The sequence below is a fragment of the Actinophytocola xinjiangensis genome, assembly GCF_001921215.1.
GTDB classification, from domain to species: domain Bacteria; phylum Actinomycetota; class Actinomycetes; order Mycobacteriales; family Pseudonocardiaceae; genus Actinophytocola; species Actinophytocola xinjiangensis.
The window spans coordinates 616,429-635,700 of sequence record NZ_MSIF01000001.1; the positions used below are offsets into that span (position 1 = coordinate 616,429).

At 71.4% G+C, this 19,272-nt stretch carries 16 protein-coding genes; 13 read left to right on the forward strand and 3 right to left on the reverse strand.

Annotated elements, in window-relative coordinates; all coding sequences use genetic code 11:
* The first annotated feature begins 18 nt into the window (after positions 1–18).
* From BLA60_RS02885 to BLA60_RS02945, 13 genes are all read left to right on the forward strand, one after another.
* Complete coding sequence (locus BLA60_RS02885; protein ID WP_084734570.1) at positions 19–2,769, forward strand: discoidin domain-containing protein; 2,751 nt, start codon at positions 19–21, stop codon at positions 2,767–2,769.
* Positions 2,770–2,817: 48 nt separating this feature from the next.
* Entirely contained in the window at positions 2,818–3,603 is a 786-nt protein-coding gene (locus BLA60_RS02890) for an SDR family NAD(P)-dependent oxidoreductase (RefSeq protein ID WP_075131070.1), read from the forward strand.
* 13 nt (positions 3,604–3,616) lie between these two features.
* Complete coding sequence (locus BLA60_RS02895) at positions 3,617–4,876, forward strand: enolase C-terminal domain-like protein (RefSeq protein ID WP_075131071.1); 1,260 nt, start codon at positions 3,617–3,619, stop codon at positions 4,874–4,876.
* Positions 4,877–4,949: 73 nt separating this feature from the next.
* A complete protein-coding gene (locus BLA60_RS02900; protein ID WP_084734571.1) occupies positions 4,950–5,954 on the forward strand; it encodes a sugar ABC transporter substrate-binding protein in 1,005 nt (334 codons plus the stop codon).
* A gap of 17 nt (positions 5,955–5,971) precedes the next feature.
* Positions 5,972–7,465 (forward strand): sugar ABC transporter ATP-binding protein, encoded by a 1,494-nt coding sequence (locus BLA60_RS02905; protein WP_075131481.1) that lies wholly within the window; start codon positions 5,972–5,974, stop codon positions 7,463–7,465.
* Positions 7,462–8,511 (forward strand): ABC transporter permease, encoded by a 1,050-nt coding sequence (locus tag BLA60_RS02910; protein ID WP_075131073.1) that lies wholly within the window; start codon positions 7,462–7,464, stop codon positions 8,509–8,511. Before BLA60_RS02905 ends, BLA60_RS02910 begins: the two co-directional genes overlap by 4 nt.
* Positions 8,475–9,299 (forward strand): SMP-30/gluconolactonase/LRE family protein, encoded by an 825-nt coding sequence (locus BLA60_RS02915; protein ID WP_075131074.1) that lies wholly within the window; start codon positions 8,475–8,477, stop codon positions 9,297–9,299. Before BLA60_RS02910 ends, BLA60_RS02915 begins: the two co-directional genes overlap by 37 nt.
* 25 nt (positions 9,300–9,324) lie before the next feature.
* Positions 9,325–10,335 carry a LacI family DNA-binding transcriptional regulator gene (locus tag BLA60_RS02920; RefSeq protein ID WP_075131075.1) on the forward strand — a complete coding sequence of 337 codons (1,011 nt, stop codon included), beginning with the start codon at positions 9,325–9,327 and terminating at the stop codon, positions 10,333–10,335.
* A complete protein-coding gene (locus BLA60_RS02925; RefSeq protein ID WP_075131076.1) occupies positions 10,332–11,360 on the forward strand; it encodes a saccharopine dehydrogenase in 1,029 nt (342 codons plus the stop codon). Before BLA60_RS02920 ends, BLA60_RS02925 begins: the two co-directional genes overlap by 4 nt.
* The gene (locus BLA60_RS02930) at positions 11,353–12,516 is read left to right on the forward strand and encodes a saccharopine dehydrogenase C-terminal domain-containing protein (protein WP_075131077.1); all 1,164 of its coding nucleotides are present in this window, start codon (positions 11,353–11,355) and stop codon (positions 12,514–12,516) included. Before BLA60_RS02925 ends, BLA60_RS02930 begins: the two co-directional genes overlap by 8 nt.
* A 34-nt stretch (positions 12,517–12,550) precedes the next feature.
* Positions 12,551–12,886 carry a cupin domain-containing protein gene (locus BLA60_RS02935; RefSeq protein ID WP_075131078.1) on the forward strand — a complete coding sequence of 112 codons (336 nt, stop codon included), beginning with the start codon at positions 12,551–12,553 and terminating at the stop codon, positions 12,884–12,886.
* Positions 12,887–13,615: 729 nt separating this feature from the next.
* Positions 13,616–15,004 carry a S8 family serine peptidase gene (locus tag BLA60_RS02940; RefSeq protein ID WP_084734572.1) on the forward strand — a complete coding sequence of 463 codons (1,389 nt, stop codon included), beginning with the start codon at positions 13,616–13,618 and terminating at the stop codon, positions 15,002–15,004.
* A gap of 122 nt (positions 15,005–15,126) precedes the next feature.
* Positions 15,127–15,516: a tetratricopeptide repeat protein gene (locus BLA60_RS02945; RefSeq protein ID WP_075131080.1), complete on the forward strand. Its 390-nt coding sequence runs from the start codon at positions 15,127–15,129 to the stop codon at positions 15,514–15,516.
* Here the strand turns inward: BLA60_RS02945 and BLA60_RS02950 are convergent.
* The 3 genes from BLA60_RS02950 to BLA60_RS02960 all read right to left on the reverse strand — a co-directional run bounded on the left by BLA60_RS02950 (position 15,513) and on the right by BLA60_RS02960 (position 19,217).
* Positions 15,513–17,531 carry a cellulose binding domain-containing protein gene (locus tag BLA60_RS02950; RefSeq protein ID WP_075131081.1) on the reverse strand — a complete coding sequence of 673 codons (2,019 nt, stop codon included), beginning with the start codon at positions 17,529–17,531 and terminating at the stop codon, positions 15,513–15,515. The two genes, BLA60_RS02945 and BLA60_RS02950, sit on opposite strands and share 4 nt — an antisense overlap.
* A gap of 282 nt (positions 17,532–17,813) precedes the next feature.
* Complete coding sequence (locus tag BLA60_RS02955; RefSeq protein ID WP_245811793.1) at positions 17,814–18,515, reverse strand: lytic polysaccharide monooxygenase auxiliary activity family 9 protein; 702 nt, start codon at positions 18,513–18,515, stop codon at positions 17,814–17,816.
* A 111-nt stretch (positions 18,516–18,626) separates the two neighbouring features.
* On the reverse strand, positions 18,627–19,217 hold the full coding sequence (locus BLA60_RS02960; protein ID WP_075131083.1) for a hypothetical protein: 591 nt from the start codon (positions 19,215–19,217) through the stop codon (positions 18,627–18,629).
* Positions 19,218–19,272 lie beyond the last annotated feature (55 nt).

Genomic DNA, 19,272 nt, shown 5'->3' on the forward strand with positions numbered 1-19,272 from the left:
AACGAAGCGAGGGAGACCATGACACACACGAATCCGTTACGCCGCCGCAGTTTCCTGCTCGCGGGCGGCGGCGTCGCGGCCGGGCTGGCGATCGGCCTGCCCGGCCTCGCCGCCGCTGATCCGGACACCGACCCAGGCCGCGACGAGAACGCCGGTGAGAACGTCGAGGCCGCGCTCTACTACCGGTTGCTGCTGCTGCACACCCGCTGGGCGGAGACCCTCTGGGACGAGGCCACCGGGCACTACCCGTCGCAGGACTTCTACTTCCTCAACGTCCTGGGCAACGCCGTGCTGGTCAGCCAGGGCGACTACGACGCGGACCTGGCCGGGGTCGAGCGGGACGTGCTGGCCGACCACACGATCCGCACCATCCGCCACTTCGCCGCCACCAACTTCTGGGCCACCGGCTCGACCTGGGGCGATGGCGGCTACGAGTGGGGCGGGCGGATCTTCTGGGACGGCACCTTCGAGTCCTACTTCGTCGCCGCCGCCCGGCTGCTGTGGGACCGGCTCGACCAGTCCACACGGGACAACGTGGACGCGATCGCGATCGGCGGCGCGGAGTACGTCGTGGGTCTGGGGACCGCCGAGGACCCGCGCAGCGGCGGCTGGTCGTCCAACGGCCTGGCCGGCGGCTACCGGGGCGACTCCAAGATCGAGGAGATGGGCGCGAAGTCGATGCCCATCGCCACGGGCCTGGCCCACCACGGCGACCACCCCAACGCCGGCGCGTGGCGGGAGTGGCTGACCCGGTGGCTGTCCAACATGACCGGCCTGCCCTCGGCCGACCGGAACAACCACACCCTGCTCGAGGGCCGGCCGGTGTCGGAGTGGAACACCGCGCAGAACCTGTACGAGGGCCACGTGGTGGAGAACCACGAGAGCTACGCGCCGATGTACCAGCAGTCGACCGGCGCCTACCCCGGTCGCAACGCGGTCCACTTCCTGATCGCCGGCCAGCCGCTGCCGGACGTGTTCACCCACCAGCCCAACGCCGAGGGCCTGTGGCGCACGTTGACGGCCCTGGGCAACCGCGCCGGCCTGTCCTCCCACCCCATGGTCAACGACCGCTACCACCTCTACGGCCGGGACGTGCTGCCGTTGACCTGGCGGCGGATGGGGCAGGCCGACCCGGTGGTCGCCCGCTCCGAGCGGATGCTGATCGAGCACCTGGAGCCCTATCTGGCCCACCCGCCGGAGAACCGGCTGACGAAATTCAGCGGGGAGCCCAAGTACGAGCCGGAGGCCCGCGCCGAGGTGGCGATGGCCTACCTGCTGCACCTGTGGCGCGACCGCCTGCACGGCGACGTCCACCCGGTCAGTGAGGCGCGGTACTGGGCCGAGGTCGCTGGCGTGACCGACTACGGCGCGGACCTGGGCATGGTGGGCCACCAGTCGGCGGCGGCGCTGGCGATCGCGGTGACCAAGGCCAACTACGTGAAGTTCGCGTTCGTGCCCGAGCACGACGACTGGCTGTTCGACGTGACCGGCCGCGCCCCGGCGTTCCTGCCGTCGACGACCCTGGCCGTCACCGGCCGCACGGTCACCACCTACGACCAGGACACCGACGGCTTCGCCGCCTCGGCCACCACCCTGCGGTTCGCGGGTGGCTTCGCCGGGTTCGCGACGCTGCCCACCGGGGCCGTGGTGTACGCGACCACCGGTCTGGCGGCCGAGGAGGGCGCGCTGCGGCTGCACTCGCTGGACATGCCGGGCGTCCCCGGTCTGGACGGCGACCGCGTCTTCCACGGTGAGGGCGGCGCGGTGACCCTGCGGGCCGACGGCGGCGACGGCGGCGTGGACGAGGTGGCCTTCCCCGGGCCGGTGACCGGGCGGTACGTCCGCATGCTGGGCGGGCGGTCGGGCAGCCAGTACGGGTACTCGCTGTGGCGCTTCGAGGTGTTCGGGCCCGGCTCGGACACCGACCTGGCGCGGGGTCGGCCGACCACGGCGTCCTCGTTCGACCCGGCGTTCCCGCCGGAGCTGGCGACCGACGGCGACCCGGCGACGCGCTGGGCGGTGGCCCGGGCGCAGCGTCCCCGCCCGGACAGCTGGCTGGCGGTCGACCTCGGCGCGGAGCACGAGCTGGACCGGGCGCTGCTGAGCTGGGACCCGGCCTTCGGGGCCGAGTACCGCGTTCAGGTGTCCTCCGACGGGGTGACCTGGCGGGACGCGGTGAGCGTCCCGTCGGCGCACACCTTCGCCGGCGGCTGGGTGAACGTGGAGGACCGGGCGGGGTTCGTGGTGCGCGGTGGCGAGAACCCGATCCGGGTGACCGGCACGTCGGTGACCCTGTCGGCCGGTGCGCCGGCCCCGGTGGTCGTGGCGGGTTACCCGGCCCAGCGCGCGGCCAGGACCCGGGAGCTGGCCGGCGCGCCCGCGCCGTCGGCCGACGTACCGGGCGTCGCGGCGGCGCTGGCCGACGACCACCTGGCGGTGTTCAACCTGACCGGCGCCGCGGTGACGGCCGCCGTCCGTGTTCCGGGCCGGCGGCTTTTTCCCGGTACCCAGGCGATCGCCGCCGACCACACCGTCCGCATCGGACTGGACGCGGCGTCGTCGGCGGTGCTGCCGGCGGTGTTCGAGCTGTCGACGCGGGGCGGTGGGCCGGTGCGGTTGACCGCGACGGTGGCCGGCCGGGAGAGCGTCGAGCTGACCAACGAGGGCCGGCGGGTCGCGGTCGTCGTGCTGCGTCGCCTGGACGACGGGCGGGAGCGGACGGTGCCGGTCCGGCCGGGCACACGCGAGGTGGTCCGCTTCGGACGGTGACGGAACAGGTCGGTTGATGGTGAGGCACTAGTATACTAGTGTTGAAGTGTGGAGCGAGAGTTCGTGGACAAGGTCGTACTGGTCACCGGGGGTAGTTCGGGGGTGGGGCGCGCCGCCGTGGAGCGGTTCGCCTCATCGGGTGCCTCGGTGACGTTCTGTGGGCACGATCCCGAGCAGGTCGCGGCTGTCGCCGACGAACTGCGGGGAGCGGGGCACGACGTCACCGGGGTGGTCGCCGACGTGCGCGACCACGACCAGGTGCGCGACCTCGTCGCCGGGGTCGGACCGCTGGACACGGTGGTCTGCTCGGCCGGCATCCAGCGGTACGGCACCGTCGAGGAGACCGGCGAACGGCTGTGGGACGAGGTCATCGACGTCAACCTCAAGGGTGTCTACCTCACCTGCCACCACGCCGTGCCCCAACTGCGGGCGCGCGGCGGCGGGTCCATCGTGACCATCGCCTCGGTCCAGGCCTTCGCCACCCAGACCGGGGTCGCCGCCTACGCCACGTCCAAGGGTGGGATCGTCGCGCTGACCAGGGCGATCGCCGTCGACCATGCCGCAGAGGGCATCCGGGCCAACGTCGTGTGCCCCGGCTCGGTCGACACCCCGATGCTGCGCTGGGCCGCCGACCGCTTCGCCGGCGACCGCGACCCCGACGACCTGGTCCGCGAGTGGGGGGCGAGCCATCCGCTCGGCCGGGCCGCGCGGCCCGAGGAGGTCGCCGAGGTGGTGGCCTTCCTCGCCTCCGACCGCGCCTCCTTCGTCACCGGTGCCGAGTACCGGGTGGACGGCGGCCTGCTGTCCACCCTGCCCGTGGCACTGCCGGAGTGAGGGGGAGTACCGCATGAAGATCGTCGACCTGAGGGCCACCACCGTCGCCATGCCGCTGGAGGCGCCGCTGCGGCACGCCAACGGCGCGCACTGGGGCCGGTTCGTCCGCACCATCGTCGAGGTCGAGACCGACGAGGGGATCGTCGGCATCGGCGAGATGGGTGGCGGGGGCCAGAGCGCGCAGGCCGCGTTCGCCGCCCTCAAGCCCTACCTCGTCGGGCACGACCCGTTCCGCGTCGAGGAGTTGCGGTTCAAGCTCGCCAACCCGACCTCCTCGCTGTACAACAACCGCACCCAGCTGCTCGCGGCCGTCGAGTTCGCCTGCCTGGACATCGCCGGCAAGGCGCTGGGCTGTCCGGTGCACACGCTGTTGGGCGGCAAGGTCCGCGACGAGGTGGAGTTCGCCAGCTACCTGTTCTTCCGCTACCCGGACGCCGGGACCGGCCGGGGCGAGGTCCGCACGGTCGACCAGCTCGTCGAGCACGCGCTGGAGCTCAAGCGGGAGCACGGTTTCCGCAGCCACAAGCTCAAGGGCGGGGTGTTCCCGCCGGACCACGAGCTGCGTGCCTACCGGGAGCTGGCCAAGGCCCTGCCCGGGGACACCTTCCGCTACGACCCCAACGCCGCGTTGCCGATGGAGGAGGCCATCCGTTTCGGCCGTGCCATCGAGGACCTGGACAACGACTACCTCGAGGACCCGACGTGGGGACTCAACGGGATGCGCCAGGTGCGCGACGCGGTGCGCATTCCCTTGGCCACCAACACGATCGTGGTGAACTTCGAACAGCTGGCGACCAACGTGCGGGATCCCGCGGTGGACGTCGTGCTGCTGGACACCACGTTCTGGGGCGGGATCCGCGCCTGCGTGAAGGCGGCGGGGGTGTGCGAGACCTTCCAGATCGGGGTGGCCGTGCACTCCTCGGGCGAGCTGGGCATCCAGCTCGCCACGATGCTGCACCTGGGTGCGGTGGTGCCCAACCTCACGTTGGCCGCCGACGCGCACTACCACCACCTGGTCGACGACGTGATCGTCGGCGGCAAGCTGTCGTACCGGGACGGCCGGATCGCCGTGCCGGACGGTCCTGGGCTGGGTGTCAGCCTCGACCGTGACAAGCTCGCCAGGTATGCCGAGCTGTACCAACGGCTCGGCGACTACCCCTATGACCGTGACCCCGGCCGTCCGGACTGGTTCGCCATGGTGCCGAACCAGTCGTGGGCCGATCCGGAAGACGCCGCATCCGGGCTTGCCCGCCCCGGCGGCGCGACAGGTTGACTACCGCGCGTTTATTGCCAGGATGTAGGTAAACCGTTTTAATAACCGCGGGCGGACGGACGAGGAGGTCCACATGAGAATGACCAGATTGCTGCCGGCCGCGTTGGCGATGGCCCTCGTGGCGGTGGGGTGCTCCACCCCCGGCGACGACTCCGGGGCGCTGAAGCTCGGCTACGTGGTGAACTTCGGCTCCCACGAGTGGTACCAGAACGTCATCCAGGGCGCGGAGGACGCGGCCAAGGACGAGGGCTACGACTTCGACTGGGCGGACGCCAACGTGGATCTGTCGAAGCAGATCACGCAGGCCGAGAACATGCTCACCCAGGGCGTGGACGTCCTGATGATGTCGCCGGTCGACCCGGAAGGCCTGTCCAGCGTGATGAGCCAGGCGGCCGAGAACAACGTCCCGGTGGTGACCGAGTCCAACACGGTCCCCGGCGCGGAGACCGCCGTCGGCATCGAGAACCTGGAAGCGGCCAAGCAACTCGGCCAGTGGGCCGGTGACTACATCACCAACACCTTGAAGACCAAGGCGAAGGTGCTCATCGTCGGGCTGCCGACCCAGGTGGACACCCGGGACCGCACGGCCGGCTTCAAGGAGGGCCTGGCCGCCAGCGGCGCGGACTTCGAGATCGTCCAGGAGGTCAACGGCGGCGGTCTGAAGGACCAGGCGCTCAAGGTGTCCGCGGACGCGATCACCGCGAACCCGGACATCAACATGATCTTCGGCATCAACGACGACTCCGCGCTCGGCGGCACCCAGGCCTACGAGGAGGCCGGGCTGGACATCACGAAGCTGACCACCCTCGGGTTCGGTGTGGAGGGTCAGGCCGGCAAGACCGCGCTCACCTCCGGTGGCCCGTACAAGGCCGGCATGGGCATGTTCCCCGAGTACGTCGGCCGCGCGATGGTCGAGCAGGCCAAGGCGGTCAAGGACGGCAAGAGCGTCGACGAGCGGACGGTCACCCCGGCCACGGTGCTGACTCCGGAGAACCTCTCCGAGTACTACACCCAGGACGGCAAGAACTGGAAGATCAACTACGACGCGGTCGCGGCCCTGCTGGAGAACGAGAAGTGACCGGAGGAGCCGAGCCGGTGCTCCAGCTGCGGGGGATCGGCAAACGATACCCCGGAGTGCTCGCCCTTGACGGGGTGGACTTCGACGTGCGGCCGGGCGAGGTGCACGCGCTGCTCGGTGAGAACGGCGCCGGGAAGTCCACCCTGATCAAGGTCATGGCCGGCGTGCAGGTCCCCGACGAGGGCGAGTACCTCGTCGACGGGAAGCCGATGACCTTCGGCAGCCCGAAGGACGCGCACGCCGCTGGAGTGAGCGTCGTGTTCCAGGAGCTGAGCCAGGTGGAGAGCCTGTCGGTGGCGGAGAACGTGTTCTTCGGCCGGCTGCCCGCCTCCCCGCTCGGCACCGTGGACCGTGGCACGCTGCACCGGGAGGCACGTCGCCTGCTGGAACGCGTCGGCCTCACGGTCGACCCCGGTACCCGGCTCGGTTTCCTCAGCGTCGCCCAACGTCAGCTCGTGGAGATCGCCAAGGCGTTGTCGACCGACGCCAAGGTGATCGCCATGGACGAACCGACCTCGGCACTGAGCTACGCCGAGATCGAGACGCTGTTCGACCTCGTCGACCGGCTCACCGAACAGGGCGTGGGCATCGTCTACGTCTCCCACAAGCTGGAGGAGCTCTTCCGGCTCTCCGACCGGATCACCGTGCTGCGCGACGGCCGCAAGGTCGCCGAGACACCGACCACCGAGATCACCGCCGACGAGCTGGTGACCCAGATGGTCGGCCGCGAGCTGGACGCGATGTTCCCGAGGATGGCGCGCACGTTCGACCCGAACGACACGCCACTGCTGGAGGTCACCGGCCTCACCTCGGACATGGTCCACGACGTGACGTTCTCCGTGCACGCCGGCGAGGTCGTCGGCTTCTCCGGCCTGATGGGCGCCGGGCGCACGGAACTGGCCAGGGCGCTGTTCGGTCTGGATCGGACCAAGGCGGGACAGATCCGGCTCGACGGCCGGGTCGTCCCGCGCGGTTCCTCCCCCCGCGCCGCCGAGCGCGGCATGGGTTACGTGCCGGAGGACCGCAAGAGCGACGGCCTGGTCCTGGTCTCCACCATCAGGGACAACATGACCCTCGCGGTGCTGCGCCGGCTGTCCCGGGGCGGCACGGTGAACCGGTCCAAGGAACGCGGCGTGGTCCGCGACGCCATCGCGCGGTTGCGGGTCAAGGCGCACTCGGCCGAGGTGAAGGTCGCCACCCTCTCCGGTGGCAACCAGCAGAAGGTGACCCTCGCCCGCTGGCTGATCAAGGAGGACCTCAAGGTCCTGATCCTCGACGAGCCGACGCGCGGGATCGACGTCAACTCCAAGAGCGAGATCTACAAGCTGATCGCGGGCATCGCCGAGCGCGGTGTCGCGGTGCTGGTGATGTCCTCGGAGATGCCGGAACTGCTGTCGCTGTGCGACCGGATCCACGTGATGCGCGACGGCCGGCTGGTCAAGGAGTTCGACCACGCCGACGCCAACCAGGAGGACCTCATGACGGCTGCAATCGGTAAGGGGAAGCAGTGAAGGGCCGGATCTCCACCCTGACCCGCTCGATCGGGCGGTACGAACAGGTGCCGTTGCTGCTGGCACTCGTAGTCATCTGCGTGATCCTCACGATCGCCACCAACGGCCTGTTCTTCACCACCGGCAACATCACCAACATGCTGCGCGCGTCGTCGATCGAGCTGATCGCGGCGCTCGGGATGACGGTGGCGATGGTCACCGGCCAGGTCGACCTGTCGGTCGGCTCGGTGCTCGCGGTGACCGGTGTCGCGTCGGTGTCGATCTACAACGCCACCGGCAGTATCCCGATCACCGTCGTCGCCGGGCTCGCCGTCGGTGCGGTGGTCGGCATCATCAACGGCCTGCTGGTCACCAAGCTCGGCATCAACGCGCTGATCACCACGCTGGGCATGATGTCGATCCTGCGCGGAATCGGTTATCTGTCGACCAACGCGCGTGCCCTGCAGACCGAGGGCGACACGCTGCGCCAGATCGGCGTCGGCTACATCGGCCCGATACCGATCCCCGTGGTGATCGCCCTCGCGGTGGTCGTGCTGACCTACTTCCTGCTCAACCGCACGGTGTTCGGCCGGTACCTGTACGCCGCCGGCGGCAACCCGGAGGCGGCCCGCTCGGCCGGCCTGCCGGTGACCCGGATCTACATCATCGCGTTCATCGTGGTCGGGGTGGCGGCGGCGCTGGCCGGTCTGATCACCGCCGGGCGGCTGAACTCCTTCCAGCCGACCATCGGTGTCGGGTTCGAGCTGAACGTGATCGCCGCGGTGATCCTCGGCGGAACCCGCCTGAACGGCGGTGAGGGAACCGTGTCGGGCACCGTGCTCGGGGTACTGATCCTCGGCGTGCTCGCCAACGGCCTGGTGCTGCTGGACGTCAACACCTTCTGGCAGGACGTCGTGCGCGGTGCCGTGATCATCCTGGCGGTGGCGATCGACGAGGCCCGCCGGCGCCGCCGCAACCGCCGCTTCCGGGAGGAACCGGCGGTCGAGGAACCGGAGGAGGGGGATCGGGAATGGCGCGCGGTCGGGTCTTCCACGACGGCACCCTGAGCGACCCCCGCCTCGACCACCCCGAGGGCGTCGCGATCCACCCCGACGGCAGCGTCTGGTGCGGCGGCGAGCGCGGACAGATCTACCGCGTCTCCGCCGACGGCACCACGCTGACGGAGGTGGCCAGTACCGGCGGGTTCGTCCTCGGGGTGGGGTTCGGGCCCGCCGGTCGGCTCTACGCCTGCGACCTCGCGCACCGCGCGGTGTTCGTGGTGGACACGGCGACCGGCGCCATCGAGCGGTTCACCGACGGCGGTCACCGGCCCTTCGTCGCGCCGAACTACCCGGCGGTGGCCGCCGACGGCACGGTCTACGTGTCGGACAGCAACGAGCAGGGCGTGCCGGGCGGCGGGGTGTACCGCTTCGCCCCCGACGGCACCGGCGGGCTGTGGACGACCGAGCCGCTGAACTTCGCCAACGGCCTGGCGCTGGCCCCGGACGGCTCGTCGGTCTACGTCGTCGAGTCGTTCCGGCCTGGGGTGAGCCGGATCCCGATCGGCGCCGACGGCTCGGCCGGTCCGGCGACGGTGGTGGCGACCCTGCCGGACACCGTCCCCGACGGCATCGCCTTCGGCCCGGACGGCGGGCTCTACGTCGGCTGCTACGAGCCGAGCCAGGTACTGCGGATCGATCTCGGCACCGGCGCGGTGACCACCGTGCTGGCCGACCCGACCGCGCACCTGCTCTGCCATCCGACGAACCTGGCGTTCCGGGGGACCGAGTTGTTCACCAGCAACCTCGGGCGGTGGCATCTCACGATCATCGAGGACTGGGACCCCGTAACCTAGCGCCCATCGTGGAGGGAGGCGGCGGTTGAGAGTCAGCATCACCGATGTCGCGAGACATGCCGGGGTGACCCCGGCCGTCGTCTCGCGGGTGCTCAACGGCGACCCGAAGCTCCAGGTCCGGGCCGAGACCAGGGACCGGGTGCTGGCCGCCGCCCGCGACCTGGACTACACCCCCAGCCACGCGGCACGGGCGTTGCGCCACAACCGGGCCGGCGCCCTGGGCTTGGCCGTGCACGACGTGGCGAACCCGCTGTACGGCGAGATCATCCTCGGCGCGCAGCGGGCCGCCGCCGAGGCCGGGCACGTGCTGCTGCTGGCCGACATCGACGGCCTCGCCCGAGGTGACGAGACCTTCCACCGGGCGGTGCACGGCGGCGCCATCGACGGCCTGCTGCTCCAGCGGGCCGGCACGCCCTCGGACCGCAAGGTGATCACCACGGCGAGCACCCGGATCCCGACCGTGCTGCTCAACGACCGCTCCGAGTCGCTGGCCAGTGTCGCGCTCGACGACGCCGGCGGCACCCGGCTGGCCACCCAGCACCTGGTCGACCTCGGCCACACCCGCGTCGCGCACCTGAAGGTCGGCGGCACCCAGCGGTCAGGGCAGCGCGTCCGGGGCTGGCGGGAGACCCTGACCAGGGCCGGCCTGTCGGCCGACCCGGGCTGGCTGGTGGCCGGCGGGCACACCGTGGACTCCGGCCTGGCCGGGATGCGGGAACTGCTCGCGGTGCGCCCGGCGCCGACCGGGGTCGTGGTGGGCAACGTGCTGGCCGCGATCGGCGCGCTCACCGCCGCCCGGGAGGCCGGCCTGCGGGTCCCCGAGGACCTGTCGGTGATCGCCTTCCACGACGTGACCTACGCCGGCCACCTGGTGCCGTCGCTGACGGCGGTGGCCATGCCGATGCGGGAGTTGGGCGCGGCGGCGGTGGCCCTGCTGCTGGAGCGCCTGGGCGGCGCCGACCCGCGCCACGTCGTGGTCCGGGACCCGGAGCCGATGCTGGTCGCGCGCGGTTCGACCGCCCCGCCGCCGGCATGAGCCGCCAGCTGTGGCTGCGGGCCGAGACCCGCGCCAGCGAACGCCGCGCGCCGATCACCCCCGGCGGCGTGGCCACCCTGATCGCCGACGGGCACACCGTGACCGTGGAGGACTCGCCGCGACGGGTCTTCCCGACCGACGCCTACGCCGAGGCCGGTGCCACGATCGCCGACGCCGGCAGCTGGGTCGGCGCCCCGGCCGACGCGGTGATCGTCGGCCTCAAGGAGCTGCCCGACGAGCCGGCTGAACTGCGCCACCGGCACGTGTTCTTCGGGCACGCCTTCAAGCACCAGCCGGACGCGGCGCGGCTGCTGGGCCGCTTCGCCGCCGGCGGCGGCACCCTGCTCGACCTGGAGTACCTGACCGACGAGGGCGGCCGGCGGCTGGCGGCGTTCGGCTACTGGGCCGGCTACGTCGGCGCGGCGGTCACCGTGCTGCTCCACCGGGGCCAGCTCGACGTCCCGCTGCGCCCGACCACCCGGCCCGAGTTGGACGCCCGCCTGGCGTCCACACCGGACGGCACGGGCGCGCTGGTGCTCGGCGCGCTGGGCCGGTGCGGTCGCGGCGCGACCGACGGGTTCCGTGCCGCCGGTCTGACCCCGACCCGCTGGGACCTGGCCGAGACCCGCGACCTGGACCGCGCGGCGCTGCTGGACCACGAGCTGCTGCTCAACGCCGTGCTGGCGACCGAACCGGGCACCCCGTTCCTCACCCCGGCCGACCTGGACCGGCCCCGGCGGCTGGCCGTGGTCTGTGACGTGACCTGTGACGTCGGGTCGCCGTGCAACCTGCTGCCGATCTACGACGCGGTGACCAGCTGGGAGGACCCGGCCGACCGGCTGCGGACCGACCCGCCGCTGGACCTGATCGCCGTGGACAACCTACCCTCGCTGCTGCCCGAGGAGTCCAGCGTCGCGTTCGCCGAGGACCTGCTTCCCCACCTGCGGGATCTCGACGGTGGGCCGTGGCGGCGCTGCGCCCGGCTGTTCACCGCCGCACTCGACGAGGAGTCCACGCATGGCTGAGCCCGTCCCGCCGACCGGCCGCGTCCACTGGCTTGGCGCCGGCCTGTCCACCGGCAGCGGCCTGCGGGTGCTGGCCGACCGGACGCCGGTGACGCTGTGGGGCCGCACCCGGGTCCGCGCCGAGCAGGGCGCCGAGCGCCTGGGCCTCACCGGTGGCCTGACCGTGCGCGGCCTGGACACCGAAGACCTGGACGACCAGCTGCGGCCGGGGGACGTGGTGGTGTCGATGCTGCCGGCCGGCGAGCACGCGGGGCTGCTGCGCCGCTGCCTGGACCGGGGCGCGCACTTCGCCTGCTCGAGCTACGTGTCCGACGAACTGGCCGCGCTGGCCGGGGACGCGGCCGCGCGCGGCCTGGTGGTGCTCGCCGAAGCGGGCCTGGACCCCGGGATCGACCACCTGCTGGCCCACCGGCTGGTCGCCGAGGCGGAGGCCGCCGTGGGCGCCGACACCGCCGCCACCGCGTCGTTCACCTCGTACTGCGGCGGGATCCCTGCGGTGCCCAACGAGTTCCGCTACCGGTTCAGCTGGGCGCCGCGCAGCGTGCTGACCGCGCTGCGCTCACCGGCCCGCTACGTCGAGGACGGCCACGAGCGGGTCGTCGACGAGCCGTGGACGGCCACCACCAGCCGGCTGGTCGGCGACGAGCGGTTCGAGGTGTACCCGAACCGGGACAGCGTGCCGTTCGTCGAGCAGTACCGGATGCCGCCGGCGTGGCGGCTGACGACGTTCGTGCGCGGCACCGTGCGGCTGGCGGGCTGGCTGGACGCGTGGGCCGAGGTGTTCCCGGTCCTGCGCGCCGGTGACCCGGCGGCCGTCGACGCCCTGGCCGCCCGGCTGGCGGCCGACCACCCGATGACCGCCGCCGACCGGGACCGCGTCATCCTGGCCGTCGGCCTGGACGTGCTGGCCGGCGACACGGCGTGGACGGGCGAGTACGTCCTGGACCTCGTCGGCGACGAGACCGAGACGGCGATGGCCAGGACGGTGTCGTTGCCGCTGGCCAGGGGAGTGCTCGACATCGTCGAGGGCCGGAGCGCACCCGGCCCGCACCGTGCCGTCGAATCCGGCGAGGACGTCGACCGGTGGCTGGAGTTCCTTGCCGGCCACGGCGTCACCGTCCGGGCCGGCGGGCGAGTGCCTACGAACGGTGATTGAATCGGTCACTGAGCCCGAGAGGGGAGCGAGTGCCGTGACCGATCACCCCCGCGTGACCCAGATCGAGACCCTGGGCGCGGAACTGCTGGACGAGGCCCGCCACAACCAGTCCCACCGCGCGGCCAGGACGATCATCAACGGCGTGGCGCAGCGCGCGACCCTGATCGCCTTCGCCCAGGACGCCGAGATGGCCGAACACGGCTCGCCGACCGCCGGCACCCTGCACGTTCTCGTTGGCCAGGTCCGCCTGCACACCCACGACGAGGAGTGGCTGCTCGACGAGGGCAGTCTGGCCAACCTCCCGCCGCAGCGCCACGGCCTGCGCGCCCTGGCCGACTCGGTGGTCCTGCTGACGATTGCCCTGCGCTGAGGATGTGCCGACCGGTGGTTCGGAGGTGGGTTGATGGCTTACCCCGTCCATCGACCAGGTGCGAACCCATGCGTGGTTCCCGCGTAGCTCTTTTTCCGGACCTCGTGCCAGTCCCCATGATCGGATTTGTCTCCCGGATTACCAGGAACGGTCAGGGCCTCGTCGATTTTCCGTGATCGTCCGGCATCGTCCTGGCATCGGACGGTCAGCGGGAAATCTGTCCGGGAGACACAAGAATGCGCCGACTGTCCACAGTGGTCACTTTCGGCGCCACCCGCCACGGCACGACGCTGTCGGGCATCGCCACCCTCGCCGACCGGTTCGGGCCGCTCGGTGTCGCCGGCCCGCTGATCGGCGACGCCGCCTCTCGGCTCGGCGTTGCTCACCGCCGCGACCGTCCGCAACCTCACGCTCCAGGACGACTGCCCGATCGACCTGTCCGCACCTGTCCATGTCGTACTGCCCCGGCCAGCGGGCACGTGCGCCGGGCACCCCGACCGGACCGTTCCGCGCCGCCCTGTCCGCCGACCCTGCCGGTCGTCTGAAAGCGACTGGTACGGGTGGCGGCGGTACATACGGCTGATCGGCCGTTGTCCTTCCCAGATCGTTGCCCATCGCCGCGCTATTCCGTTGGATTGAGAATTGGTGACCAACCGGTCGCCGGCCGAGTGCCCTTGACCACGAGCAGCGTCCGGGCTCGTGCCCTGCACACGAGGAGTTTTGTTCGGCATGAGAAGTTCATCAGTTCGTGCGGCCGGCAGATTCGCCGCCTCCGCATTCGTCGCCGTGGCCACCGCCGCGGTGAGCGTCGGCATCGCCGCGCCGGCCCAGGCCGCCGAGGGCCAGATCCTGGGCACCAACGCCGCCGGTGTCATCGCCGACAGCTACATCGTCGTGTTCAAGGACGATGTCGCCGTGTCGGCGTCCGCGACCGCCACCAAGTACGGCGCGAACGTCCAACACACCTACGACGCCGCCCTGAACGGCTACGCCGCGACCATGTCGGAGGCGGCGGCGAGGAAGACCGCGGCCGACCCGGCCGTGGCCTACGTCGAGCAGAACCGCGTCATCAGCGCGGTCGGCACGCAGCCCAACCCGCCGTCCTGGGGGCTGGACCGCATCGACCAGCGTGACCTGCCGCTGGACAACAGCCACACCTACCCGAACACCGCGCCGGGCGTGACCGCGTACATCATCGACACCGGTATCCGCACCACGCACAGCGACTTCGGTGGACGGGCCTCCTGGGGCACCAACACGGTCGACTCGAACAACACCGACTGCAACGGCCACGGCACGCACGTCGCCGGGACCGTCGCGGGCACCGCGCACGGCGTCGCCAAGGAGGCGAAGCTGGTCGCGGTGAAGGTGCTCAACTGCCAGGGTTCGGGCACCCTCGCCGGTGTCGCGGCGGGCATCGACTGGGTCACCGCGAACGCCGCCAAGCCGGCCGTGGCCAACATGAGCCTCGGCGCGTCGGGCACCAACGCGTCGCTGGAGAACGCGGTCCGCAACTCGATCAGCTCCGGCGTCGTCTACGCGATCGCCTCGGGCAACTCGAGCGCGGACGCGTGCAACTTCACCCCGGCCCGCACGCCGGAGGCGATCACCGTGAACTCGGTGGACAGCAACGACGCCCGTTCGTCGTTCTCGAACTTCGGCACGTGCACCGACATCTTCGCCCCGGGCCGGGACATCACCTCGGCCTGGAACACCAACGACACCGCCACCAACACCATCAGTGGCACGTCGATGGCGACCCCGCACGTCGCGGGTGTCGCGGCGCTGTACCTGGGCGCCAACCCGTCGGCCACCCCGGCGGCGGTCCAGACCGCGCTCAAGGACGGCGCCAGCAAGGGCAACGTCTCCAGCCCGGGCAGCGGCTCGCCGAACAACCTGCTCTTCAACGGCGAGGGCGTGGACCCCGACCCGGAGGACCCGGGCGAGGACCCCGACCCCGAGCCCTGTGAGGGCTACGAGGCCTGGAGTGCCACCGCCATCTACCTGCTGGGTGACACCGTGGGCCACAACGGCCACGCGTGGCTGCTCGCCAACTGGTTCTCCATCGGTGAGGCCCCCGGCAGCTCCACCTCCTGGCTCGACCTGGGTGCCTGCTAGCACCTGAACACCACCTCGGGGCCGGCGCGGACGTGCCGGCCCCGAGGTGTGTCCGAGGCGGGTCGGCGGAATGATCCGGGCCTCCCGGCGGTTGCACGGGGTGCCGTGAGAGGAGGCCCACGATGACCGACAACACCTACCCCAGCCAGGTCGCGGCGGATCGCTGGGCGAGCGCGCTGCACCTGTTCGACCAGGCGCACCCCGAGACCGCCGCCGAGCGCTGGGAGCGCGCGGAGCTGCTGTTCGAGGCCAGGGACTACACCGCCGCGGCCAAGGCGCTGGCCGAGGTCGTCGCCGAGTACCCCGACCAGACCGGGCCCCGGCTGCTGCTGGCCCGCGCCTACTACCACTCCGCGCAGCTCGGTCGGGCCGAGGAGCAGCTGCGGGAGATCGTCGAGCGCGATCCCGTCGAGCACTACGCCCATCTGATGCTCGGCCGCACCCTGCAGCGCAGGGGCCGCCACGACGAGGCGGCCCGCTGGCTGCGGATGGCCGAGGCGTTCGGCGCCTAGGAACAGAGCGTCCCGTTGAGGGTGAACGCCGCGGGCGGCACGTTCGGGCCCTGGTAGGCCCCGACGAAGCCGGCCGTGGTGCTCGCCCCGGGCGCCAGCACGTGGTTGCCCTCGACGCTGGCCACCTGGACGGTCGTGCCCTGCTGGGTCCACGTCCCGTTCCAGCCGCTGTCCACCCGCTGCCACGACGTCGGCCAGGTGAAGCTCAGTGCCCAGGTGTCGATCGGCGCAGTGCCGGTGTTGGTGACCGTGACGTCGGCGACGTAACCGTTGCCCCAGTTGGTGGTCTCGGCGAACCGGACCGCGCAGGACGACGTCGCCGGGGTGGTCGTGCGGAAGCTCAGTGGGGGAGATGCCCAGGACACCCGCCCGGCGCCGTCCCTGGCCAGGATGTTGACGGTGTAGCTGGTGGCCGGGTCCAGGTTGGTGACGGTGAAGCTGGTGGCGGTGGTCTCGCCCCACTGCTCGCTGGTGGTGCCGAACTGGCGGTGGATCTCGTACTTGACGCCCGCCGGGCCGGCCGGCCAGCTCAACGTCACGGCGTCGTCGGTGATCGTGCCGGCGCTCGGGCGTGCGGGCGCGGCCGGCGGGGTGGTGCTCGACCGGGGGCGCAGTACGAGCGTGGTCAGTGAGTAGGGCGCCAGGGTGACCTGGCCGGCGGTGCCGGTGGTGGTGGTGATGGCGTCGTCGCCGTTGCCGTAGGTCAGCACGGTGGCGCCGGCGGCGGGGGTGTAGCCGGCGTAGTCGAGCGTGACGTCCTTGGCCGAGTCGGGGTCCTCGTTGACCAGCAGCACCGACAGGCCGCCGTCGGTGCGCCGGGAGGCGTGCGCCTTCACGAGCGGGTCGGACGCGCTCGCGCCGACGAGCTGGTCGCCGGGGCCGGCGAAGCGGGAGAGCATCGCCAGTGCGTGGTAGGGCGCGAACGGCGTGTTGAGTGCCGGCTGGCAGGTCGTGCCGTCGGCGGTGCAGTTGCCGCTGGAGAGCAGGCCGAAGTCGTCGTAGTCGGTCTGGCCGGCGATCGTGCGCACCTGGCCGAGTCCGTTGTGGACGTTCCACCAGTCGGTGGTGAACACCCCGCCCGCCATCAGCGTGGCGTACGCGTCGGCGGCGAACAGCGCGCCGGGCTGGGTGTTGCGTCCGTAGGTGGTGTTCAGCTCGGTCATGGCGATGCCGATGTCCTTGCCGGCGTACTGGCGAGCCTGTTCGCGGACCATCCGCAGCGCGGGGGCCAGCCGGTCGGTCTTGGGCAGCACCTCGGCCCCGGAGTCGCCGGTGGGGTACCAGTGCACGATGCCGAAGTCGATCTCCGGTCCGGCGACGGAGAGCACGACCTCGTTCCACGGGCCGGCGTCACCCTCGGCGGTGATCCCGTCGGGCCACTCGCCGGGGGTGGTGAGCACCGCGCCGATCTTGATGGTCGGGTCGACGGCCTTCATCGCCCGCGCGTAGTCGCGGACCAGGGTGGCGTACTGGTTCGGGCTCTTGTCCGGGTGGTCGTCGGCCTCCCACTCGGAGCCGTAGTGGCCGTTGCCGTACAGCTCGTTGCCGATCTCCCAGTACTCGACGTCGTAGTCGTTGTCGATGTTGGCGTGGCGCACCCAGTCGGCGGCCTCCTGCGGGGTGGCGGTGCCGTAGTTGGCGGTCACGATCGGGCGTGCGCCCGCCCGTCGTACACCGGCCATGAAGTGGGCGAAGTCCGTGTTGGGGGCGACGTAGCCGCCGGGTGCGGTGTGGTCGTACCAGTGGTAGATGTCGGAGTAGGAGCCGCCGGGGTAGCGCATCGCCTGGACCCCGGCGTCGCGCATCAGGTCGGCGACGGCCGGGGTGCCGAGTTCGGCGTCCCAGATGGCGTGGTTCACGCCGAGGGCGAGGTCGCTGACGTGTTCCAGGCCGGCGCGGGTGTTGACCTCGACGTCGACGGTGTCCGCCTCGGCGAGTGCGGCCGGTGGTCCGGTGACCAGGGTGGCGGCGGCCAGGGCGCTGGCCAACAACGCGGCACGGTGCGATCTTTTCATGGTCACCTCGTCGACTACGGCGTCTGGGAGCGCTCCCAGAGTGGCGCCGGTTCGCCGGCCTTGTCAACGATCGGAGTGTTCTTTGGGGCAAACGGTGGAGTTCCGCTGCTCCCCGCGTGCCCGCCCACGGCGCCGGGTTCGCCAGCCCGCCGGGCGTGACCTGCCCACGCGCCGCACCCCGTCCCACGCCCTTGGCCGTTGGGCATCACAGGTCGCGGAACGGGGTGCGGCAACGTTCTTGGCGGACAATCTCCTGTCGGACGGTGGGAACGGCCGGGACGGCTAGAAGGTGACCTGCCCGTTGCCGCCGTCGAAGACGACGTCCGAGCAGCCGTAGAACGTCTCGGTGCTGTCCGAACGGGTCCACACGGAGTAGATGATGTGCCGCCCGGACAGGCCCGAGGGCAGTTGGGCGTTCCAGTAGTAGTGGCCCTCCTCGCTGCCGGTCGCGCCGGACTGCGGCGGGTTGACCACGCTGCTGAACGGTGTCGAGACCAGGTTGCTCCAGCGCAGCGGCTGGCTGGGGTTGTAGGAACTGTTGGTGATGTACAGGTCGAAGCGGCCGGGGTGGTGGGCCCACTTGTTGTAGCGCACCTGGATGGTGGCGCCGGAGGTCAGGTGGGTCACCGGCCAGTCGGCGCGGGCGATGTCGAACCCGTTGAAGTTGTAGATCTGCGCGGCCCCGCTGCACAGCCTGCCGTCGGGGATGAAGCCCTGGGTCCGTCCGGCGCCGTCGGAGCGGAGCACGGCGAACCAGTTGTAGAACGGCGTCGCGCCGCTCTGGTTGAACGCGGCCTGGCAGGCGGCGTTCTGCGGGATGATCTGGCCGGTGCTCGCCCGGCCGTCCTTGTAGCACAGGTAGGTGCGCGACCCGGGCATCAGCGCGGCGCCGTGCGCACTGGACACCCCGGCGCTCACCAGGCTCAGGAGCAGACCGGCCACCGAGGCGACGACGCCGGCCAGCGCGAACTTCCGTTTTCTCACCATGCCTCCTTCAGCGTTGAAAGAGCGGTGGGAGCGCTCCCAGTTCGACCTGTCGGATATTCAGTTGGGAACCGTGCGTGACGGTTTCGGGACCGCTCCCAAATTCCTTGATCAGTCCTCGACGAGATCCTGGAGATCCTGCGCCACGTCCGGGTCGACGTAGTCGCGGAAAGCCAGGGCGGCGTCGCGGAACGGCTGGGGGACAACCGATCGGATACGTTCGACGTAGTTCGCGTCGGGGTCGTCGAGCAGGGACCGCTCCGGCAGGACGAGCGTGTCCGGGATCCCGAGGCGCACCGCCACCGGACCGGTCTCGCGGATCGAGTCCGGCCACACCAGGCCGGGACCCACCGCCGCGCACATCCGGTGCGCGTACACCACGGTGACCTCCTCGACCGAGGTCGCGTCGACCGGCTCGTGCCCGAAAACCTCGGTGGCGCAACGCAGTTCGTGACCGTCGGGGCTGACCCGGCGGGTGGCGCCGGACGCCGGGTCGTGCCCGGCGTGCTGGTCGTCGCCGGCGTTCAGGTCGGCGTCCGGGCGTTCGAGGGCGGCGACCACCCGCCGGCCCAGTTGCTCGTCGAGCCCGTCCCGGGTCACCAGCAGCGCGCCACCGGCCGCGAGCACGACGGCCAGGACCGCGACCGCGGCGACGACCGCCCACCGCATCGCGGGGCGGCGCTGCGCGTCGACGGCGGCCATGTCCTCGATATTCGCACCTGACAGGCGCTTACCGCCAGTGTCGAAACTGTTTCGG

Bases quoted from the DNA above. Each gene is read 5' to 3' on its own strand.
- BLA60_RS02945 (WP_075131080.1), top strand. From the start codon at position 15,127: ATGACCGACAACACCTACCCCAGCCAGGTCGCGGCGGATCGCTGGGCG.
- BLA60_RS02915 (WP_075131074.1), top strand. From the start codon at position 8,475: ATGGCGCGCGGTCGGGTCTTCCACGACGGCACCCTGAGCGACCCCCGC.
- BLA60_RS02940 (WP_084734572.1), top strand. From the start codon at position 13,616: ATGAGAAGTTCATCAGTTCGTGCGGCCGGCAGATTCGCCGCCTCCGCA.
- BLA60_RS02900 (WP_084734571.1), top strand. From the start codon at position 4,950: ATGAGAATGACCAGATTGCTGCCGGCCGCGTTGGCGATGGCCCTCGTG.
- BLA60_RS02895 (WP_075131071.1), top strand. From the start codon at position 3,617: ATGAAGATCGTCGACCTGAGGGCCACCACCGTCGCCATGCCGCTGGAG.
- BLA60_RS02885 (WP_084734570.1), top strand. From the start codon at position 19: ATGACACACACGAATCCGTTACGCCGCCGCAGTTTCCTGCTCGCGGGC.
- BLA60_RS02930 (WP_075131077.1), top strand. From the start codon at position 11,353: ATGGCTGAGCCCGTCCCGCCGACCGGCCGCGTCCACTGGCTTGGCGCC.
- BLA60_RS02950 (WP_075131081.1), bottom strand. From the start codon at position 17,531: ATGAAAAGATCGCACCGTGCCGCGTTGTTGGCCAGCGCCCTGGCCGCC.
- BLA60_RS02960 (WP_075131083.1), bottom strand. From the start codon at position 19,217: ATGGCCGCCGTCGACGCGCAGCGCCGCCCCGCGATGCGGTGGGCGGTC.
- BLA60_RS02925 (WP_075131076.1), top strand. From the start codon at position 10,332: ATGAGCCGCCAGCTGTGGCTGCGGGCCGAGACCCGCGCCAGCGAACGC.